Source organism: Streptomyces alkaliphilus, from assembly GCF_014141535.1.
GTDB classification, from domain to species: Bacteria; Actinomycetota; Actinomycetes; order Streptomycetales; family Streptomycetaceae; genus Streptomyces; species Streptomyces alkaliphilus.
This window is the reverse complement of sequence record NZ_VKHT01000199.1, coordinates 1-6510: the sequence shown is the minus strand read 5'-3', so window position 1 is coordinate 6510 and position 6510 is coordinate 1. Positions and strand designations below refer to the sequence as shown.

Here is a 6510-nt window from a genome sequence, read left to right as displayed (position 1 = left end):
CCACCCCCCTGCGCACCATGCTGCGCCGGGTCAAGATCTGGTCGCCGCTGGTGGTGCTGGTGGGCATCCTGCTGGTGGTGGCGCAGTTGCTGCGCCCGCTGCCGGTGCCCCAGGCGGTGATCACGGTCACCGACCGGTACACCTTCGAGGGCACCGCCGCCGATGTCCCCTGGCCGACCTCCGGACAGGGCGCGCTGGACGTCGACGGCGTGGGCACCTTCGGCACGTTCGGGGAGCAGACGCCGGTGCCGATCGCCAGCGTCACCAAGACCATGACCGCCTACGTGATCCTGCGCGACCACCCCATGGGTCCGGACGAGGACGGCGAGACGATCCCGATCGACCAACAGGCCCAGGACGACCACGCGCTCGGGGAGACGCGCGGCGACTCCGTGGTGGACCTGCGGGCCGGCGACACCATCACCCAGCGTGAGGCGCTTCAGGGGCTGATGATCGCCTCGGGCAACAACGTGGCCTGGTTGCTGGCCCGGTGGGACGCCGGGTCACAGGAGGCGTTCGTCGAGAAGATGAACGAGGCCGCGGCCGAGCTGGGCATGGTGGACACCGTCTACACCGACCCCAGCGGGTACGAGATGACGACCGTCAGCACCGCCGCCGATCAGGTGAGGTTGGGGCGCGCGGTGATGCGTGACGCCGTGTTCCGACAGATCGTCGGGGTCTCGGGCTTCACCGACCAGTACGGCAACTCCTACTCCAACGGCAACTATCTGGTGCCGGTCAACGGCGTGGTGGGCATCAAGACCGGCAGTCGCACCGACGCCGGCGGGAACTTCCTGTTCGCCGCGCGTCAGGAGGTGGACGGGGAGGCGATGTTGATCATCGGTGCCGTGCTGACCCAGCCCCCGCACCCCTCGGACAACTCCATCCGGACCGGCGCGGTGAGCGCCGGCGACGCCCTGATGCGCTTCGCGCAGGAGCAGTTGGTGACGGAGAGTGTGCTGGAGGCGGGGACGGTGGTCGGCCACGTGGACGACCGGCTCGGCGGTCGCACACCGATCGTGGTCGCCGAGGACGTCCCGGCCCCGGGCTGGGCCGGGTTGACCGTGGAGCTGAACCTGGAGGCCGGGGAGGTGCCCTCGGCGGCGCCCGCCGGCACCGGAGTGGGCGTGCTGACGGTCGGTGACGGTGACGGAGCCCTGGAGGTGCCGGTGGAGTTGGGCGAGGAGCTGACCGAGCCGGGCTTCGGCGCCCGCCTCACCCGGATCCGCTGACGTCCCGCCCCGGCTCCCCCGTTCCGCCCGGAACGGGAGAGCCGGGGCGCGTTCGCGTCCCGGCGGTGTGCGCCGGGGCGCGGCCGTGTGTCCCGGGCGTTGAGAACACGTCACCACCGCTCCCACCACGGGTTCGGGGTCTGCCGGCAGGGCTTCCCGCGCGCTACAGTCGGTTTCCCGGCGGCTCGGGTGCGTGAGGGGGCGGTTGATGCGATGTCCATCGTGCGGCTCGGCCGACGGACGCAGGCTGAACAACGGCAACTGGGTGTGCAATGACTGTGGCGCGGTCACCGCAGGATGAGGCGGCGTGGCGGGATCTGGACCCGGCGACGCGGGAGCGGCTGGACTTCCTCGATCCGGCGGACTTCACCGTGGGTCCGACCCCCGAGGCCGCCGAACGCTGGGAGCGGTTGACGGCCACGTTGGACCGGGCGGAGCGGTACCCCTCGCAGCAGTGAGCCCGGCGGCGTGTCCGCCGCCGGGCCCGGACGCTCGTGCGGTCCGACTCAGCCGGCGCAGGTGTCCAGCATCTCGGTGAGCGTCGCGTGCTCGTCCTCGGTGACCGTCAGGTCCCAGGCGTGCTTGGTGGCGGTCCAGGCCAGACCGTACTCGCACCAGTACTCCTCGACCGGCTCCCAGTCGCCGGGGGCCTGGTCACCCTTGGAGCGGTTGGAGCTCGCGCTCACCGCGATGAGCTGCGGGTTCTCCAGGTCGTTGGCGAACTCCCGGCGCTGCTCGTCGGTCCAGGAGTCGGCGCCCGAGCGCCAGGCGTTGGCCAGCGGCACCATGTGGTCGATGTCCACGTCCCGGGCCTCGGTGAGGGTGACGTTGTCGAAGGGGCTGAACCACTCGCCGGAGGTCGGTTGGCAGCGATCGTCGGTCACCACGTCGGTGCCGTCGCGCTCCAGCACGGTCTGCCGGGTGGTGCATCCGTCGACGGTGATCCAGTGCGGGAACGCCTCGCGCGAGTAGCCGGCCATCGAGCCCGGCTCGGCGACGGTCAGCTCGGAGAGCTGCCGCTTCCCCTCCTCGACGGTGGGTATGCCGGGCAGCCGGTCCGAGACCGAGCCGTCCCCGGAGCCGCCGGTGCCCCCCTCCGCGGGCGGGGATTCGTTCAGCGCCTCGTCCACGGCCTCCCGGAACTCGTCCGAGCAGCCGGTCAGCGCCGCGCCCAGGGCGATGACCAGGGCACCGGCGAGCACCGCGCCGCGTCGTCCCGTTCCGGCCCGTCGCCTCCCGGAGCGGCCCGCGGGGCCCTCCGTGCCGGTGGTCTCCCCGGTGCCGCGCCCAAGCGTGTCGTTCATCGTCCCGCCCCTGTTCCTCGTCGTCCCTCGGCCTCGCCGCCGCCGTTCGGCGGTGATCGTACCCGCCGCCCCCCGACCCCCAAGCGGGCGTGCTCCGATCGCCCGGGCGCCGCGCACCGTCGTGCTCCCGGGGGCTCGCCCCGGGGCCGTGCGCCTTCCGTGCGCCCCGGGTCCGACGGGTGGTCAACCGGGGGCGACCGGGCGGTCAACCGGGTGCCCGACGGGTGGTCCCGCCGGAACGCGTGACGGGGCGCCCGGCGCGGGTGGCTCCCGCGCCGGACGCCCGCCGGGGTCAGCGCAGCCAGGGGCCGGCGTCGCCGATCCGCCCCGGCGCCGCGTTGGCACCGCCGAGGTCCAGGACGTACACCCGCAGGTTGCCGGTGCCCGGCGCGGCGATCTCCAGCCGTCCGTCGGTCACCGTCCGGCTCGCGCCGGTGACGGCGTCCCGGTAGGTGCCGTTGGGGATGCCGGTGAAGGTCGCCCCGCCGGAGACGGTGACCAGCGCGAAGCTGTCCACCCCGGAGGCGGCGTCGGTGTACCGGCGCTTGTACGCCATTCCGCCGTTCACCCCCTCCGTGGAGTACTGGCCCTTCTGCAGCGCCGGGATCGCCCGGCGGATGCGGTTGAGCCGCCGCACGTGCTCCACCAGTGGGTGGGAGAGCGTCTCGGCGACCGGGCCGGAGGCGTTCGCCACGACCCCGAAGTCGGCGGCGGTGACGCTGCCCGCGAGGTGGTCGCCGTAGTAGGCGCGACCGGTGGTCTCCAGCGGACAGGTGGGCCCGCAGTCGATCCGCTGCCCCTTCTGGAACTCGATCTCCGAGCCGTAGTACAGCGTCGGGATGCCGCGGAAGGTCCACATCAGCGACATGTTCTCGGCCCACGCGTCGGTGCCGCCGGTGTACCGCTCGCCGCTCTTGTTGGGCCCGTAGTCGTGACTGTCCACGTAGACCACGTTGTAGGTGGCGTCGTTGACGCTGTCGTCGGAGTCCTTGCCGTTGTGGAAGGCGTTGTGGGCGTCCCCGAAGTTCATGTGCATGCGCATGTCGATGATGTGCATGCCGGAGAACCGGCTGTGGTCGGGGGTGCGGTACTCGTTGCCGTTCAGGAAGGCGTTGTTCGAGGTGGGCTGTCCGGCGGTGCCGATCCCGTTCTCGTGGTGGTACTCCTCCAGGACCGCCACCGCGTCGTCCGCGCTGTACTCGACCCGCGGCTGCCAGGTGAAGAACTGCGCGGAGTGGTTGACCGAGCCGCGGTTCCACTTGTCGTTGACGAACGCGGCGACCTCACCGAAGACGAAGAAGTTCCGCGCCTTCTCCGCGCCGAAGCGTTGGGTGACGCGCTCCTCGATGGCCGGCAGGAAGTGCCGGGTCCACATCACCCGGGGCACGTGCACGGCGGTGTCCACCCGGAAGCCGTCCACGCCCATGTCGATGTACTTGTTGTACGCGCCGATCAGGTAGTTCTGCACGGCGGTGGACTGGGTGTTGAAGTCGGCCAGGTCGTCGTGGATCCAGCAGCTGCGGGAGTCCTCGCCCTCCCAGTTGCCCAGCCAGCACTGGTGGTAGTACTCGGCCGGGAACATGCCGGAGGTCGGGCTCGGCCACTGGCAGTCGTACAGCCGGTACCCCTCGGGGCCGAACCCGCCGGTCGGGCGGCCCCAGTTGACGCAGGTGTTGCCGCTGGGCTCCTCGGTGGACCACAGGTCGCCGTTCCAGTACGACTTACCGGACTTCGGCTCCACGGTCAGGCCGTCGTACTCGAAGCCGTCGTTCGGCTCGTCGTAGTACCAGTCCCACTGCGCGTCGCGGACGCCGAAGACGGTCGGGGTGTACAGGCCCTTCGCACCCCACCGGGAGCTGTGGTTGTAGACCACGTCCTGGTAGATCTTCATGTCCTTGGCGTGCGCGGCGTTGATCAGGTCCTGGTAGGTCGCGCCCGCCGACTCCAGGCGCGGGTCCACCCGGTAGAAGTCCCAGCCGTGGTAGCCGTGGAAGTCGTAGTCGGAGCGGTTGAGGACCACGGGGGTGATCCAGATCGCCGAGAAACCGAGGGCCTTGATGTAGTCCAGACGCTCGATCAGGCCCTTGAAGTCACCGCGGAACATCGGGTCGTCGTACTCGGCGTTCCCCGAGCGCTCGTGTTGGCTGCCGCCCCGGTTGTTCGTCGCGTCGCCGTCGTTGAAGCGGGCGGTCATCACGAAGTAGATCGGGTCCTCGCGCGGGTCGGTGCCCAGCGGTTCGCCCTCCGCGGCGGGCGGCGGGGCCTGCCCGGTGGTCGCGGAGGCCGGCTCGGAGGCCGCCGAGAGATTCCCGGCGGCGTCCCTCGCCCGCACGGTGTAGGTGTAGGTGGTGTTCTCCGCCAGGCCGGCGTCGGCGTACACCGTGGAGCGGACGTCCGTCTCCACGGTGGGACCGGTACCGCCGGGGCCACCGGTGCGGGTGACCCGGTAGCCGGTCACCCCCACGTTGTCCTCGGAGGGTTCCCAGCTCACCAGGACGCCGGTGCCGTCGGCCGTCGCGGTGACGCCGGTGGGCACGGTGGGCGGCTCGGTGTCGGGGACGTGGTCGGCGCACGGCTCGGGGGCGTTCGGGGTGACCACGCGGTCGGCCACGGTGGTGCGGCCGGTGCCGATGCGGTAGTCGGAGCCGTTGTTGTTGTCCCATACGCCGGTGCCGTTGTTGAAGGCGGCGGTCAGACCCTCGGCGGTGCCGAGGTCCACGGCGCGGCGCAGCCAGCCGGGGCAGATCTCGGTCATGCCGACGCCGGGCACGGTGGTCCAGGACCCGCCCTCGGGGCGGTAGTGCAGGTTGGCGGCGCTCCAGCCGAGGCCGGCGGTGGAGAACCACACCTCCGCCTCGTTGCCGTCCGGGTCCGGGGCGTCCGGGTCCCCGGGCCCCCCGGGGCCGTTGTCGGTGCCGCAGGGGTCGGTGTGGGTGACCACGCCGTCCCGCACGGCCACGGTGCCGGTGCCCAGGGCGTAGTCGCGGCCCCCGTTGTTGTCCCAGCGGCCCGCGCCGTCGGTGAAGGTGGCCTGCAGGCCGCCGGCGGGGCCGGGGTCCACGGTCGTCTTCACCCAGTCATCGCAGGCCGGCTCCATCGCGATGCCGGGCACGGTGGTCCAGGAGCCGCCGTCGGGCGCCCAGTGCAGGTGGTGGACGGCCCAGTCGCGGCTCCCGGTGTGGTGGAACACCGTCGTGGTGCTCCCGGCCGGGTCGGCCATCGTGCCCGCGGAGGTCGCGGAGGTCGCGGGGGTCGGGGTGTTCGCGGCGCTCGCGGTGCCGGTGCCGAGCGCCGGCAGGGCGATCAACAGGGCCAGGGCGGGGACGCCCAACAGGGTCAGGGGATGTCGGCGCAGCCGTGTTCGGGACATCGGGGTGCGGCTCTCCTCACGGTGTGCCGCCCGGGGAGGGGCGGCGGTGGGGGGTGAAAGCCGTCGGCTGCGCGCCTCAACGTCCGGCGGGTGTTGCAAGTTCTTGTGGAAGAGCTTGCAACACCCCGGAGGTTAGCGACGGTTGTCCGGCTCGGGAACCCCTCGTGCACGGACCGCTTCCTCCCCGCCGGCGGGTTCGGCGGGATCACCCGGGGCGCCGGCCCGCTCCGACCGCCGCCCGGCGCCCCGGGCCGCCGGACCCGCCGCCGACTTCCCGGCCGCCCGCCGCCGCTCGGCGCACTCCCCGATCAACTCCAGCCAGCGCCCGGCGATCCGCTCCGGGTCGTACGCCCGGGCCCGCTCCCGACCCGCCTCGCCCAGTCGGGCCCGTTCGGCCGGATCGTCCATCAGCCGCCGCAGCGCCCGTGCGATCCCCCGCACCCCCTCGGGAATCGGCACCAGGACGCCGTTCTCCCCGTGCGTGATGATCTCGCCCGGCCCGTAGGGGCAGTCGGTGGAGACCACCGGCACCCCGCAGCGCATCGCCTCCACGATGGTCATCCCGAAGGACTCCCCGTTGGAGGTCACGGCCGCGATCCCGCCC

At 72.3% G+C, this 6510-nt stretch carries 6 protein-coding genes; 3 read left to right on the top strand and 3 right to left on the bottom strand.

Annotated elements, in window-relative coordinates; genetic code table 11:
- The 3 genes from FNQ90_RS09070 to FNQ90_RS09065 all read left to right on the top strand — a co-directional run.
- Nucleotides 1-1232: D-alanyl-D-alanine carboxypeptidase family protein (locus tag FNQ90_RS09070; RefSeq protein WP_182605894.1), on the top strand; the 1232-nt coding region annotated here is incomplete at its 5' end.
- A gap of 208 nt (nucleotides 1233-1440) precedes the next feature.
- On the top strand, nucleotides 1441-1533 hold the full coding sequence (locus tag FNQ90_RS28660; protein WP_368733042.1) for a primase-helicase zinc-binding domain-containing protein: 93 nt from the start codon (nucleotides 1441-1443) through the stop codon (nucleotides 1531-1533).
- Nucleotides 1511-1690, top strand: coding sequence for a hypothetical protein (locus FNQ90_RS09065; RefSeq protein WP_182605893.1), 180 nt, complete (start codon nucleotides 1511-1513; stop codon nucleotides 1688-1690). The genes FNQ90_RS28660 and FNQ90_RS09065 overlap by 23 nt, the downstream gene beginning before the upstream one ends.
- 48 nt (nucleotides 1691-1738) lie before the next feature.
- Here FNQ90_RS09065 and FNQ90_RS09060 read toward each other — a convergent pair whose 3' ends face one another.
- The 3 genes from FNQ90_RS09060 to FNQ90_RS09050 all read right to left on the bottom strand — a co-directional run.
- Nucleotides 1739-2536: an HNH endonuclease family protein gene (locus FNQ90_RS09060; protein WP_182605892.1), complete on the bottom strand. Its 798-nt coding sequence runs from the start codon at nucleotides 2534-2536 to the stop codon at nucleotides 1739-1741.
- A gap of 292 nt (nucleotides 2537-2828) precedes the next feature.
- A complete protein-coding gene (locus FNQ90_RS09055; RefSeq protein WP_182605891.1) occupies nucleotides 2829-5906 on the bottom strand; it encodes a carbohydrate binding domain-containing protein in 3078 nt (1025 codons plus the stop codon).
- Between the two features lie 132 nt (nucleotides 5907-6038).
- The coding region (locus tag FNQ90_RS09050; RefSeq protein ID WP_182605890.1) for a glycosyltransferase at nucleotides 6039-6510 on the bottom strand (472 nt) is incomplete at its 5' end.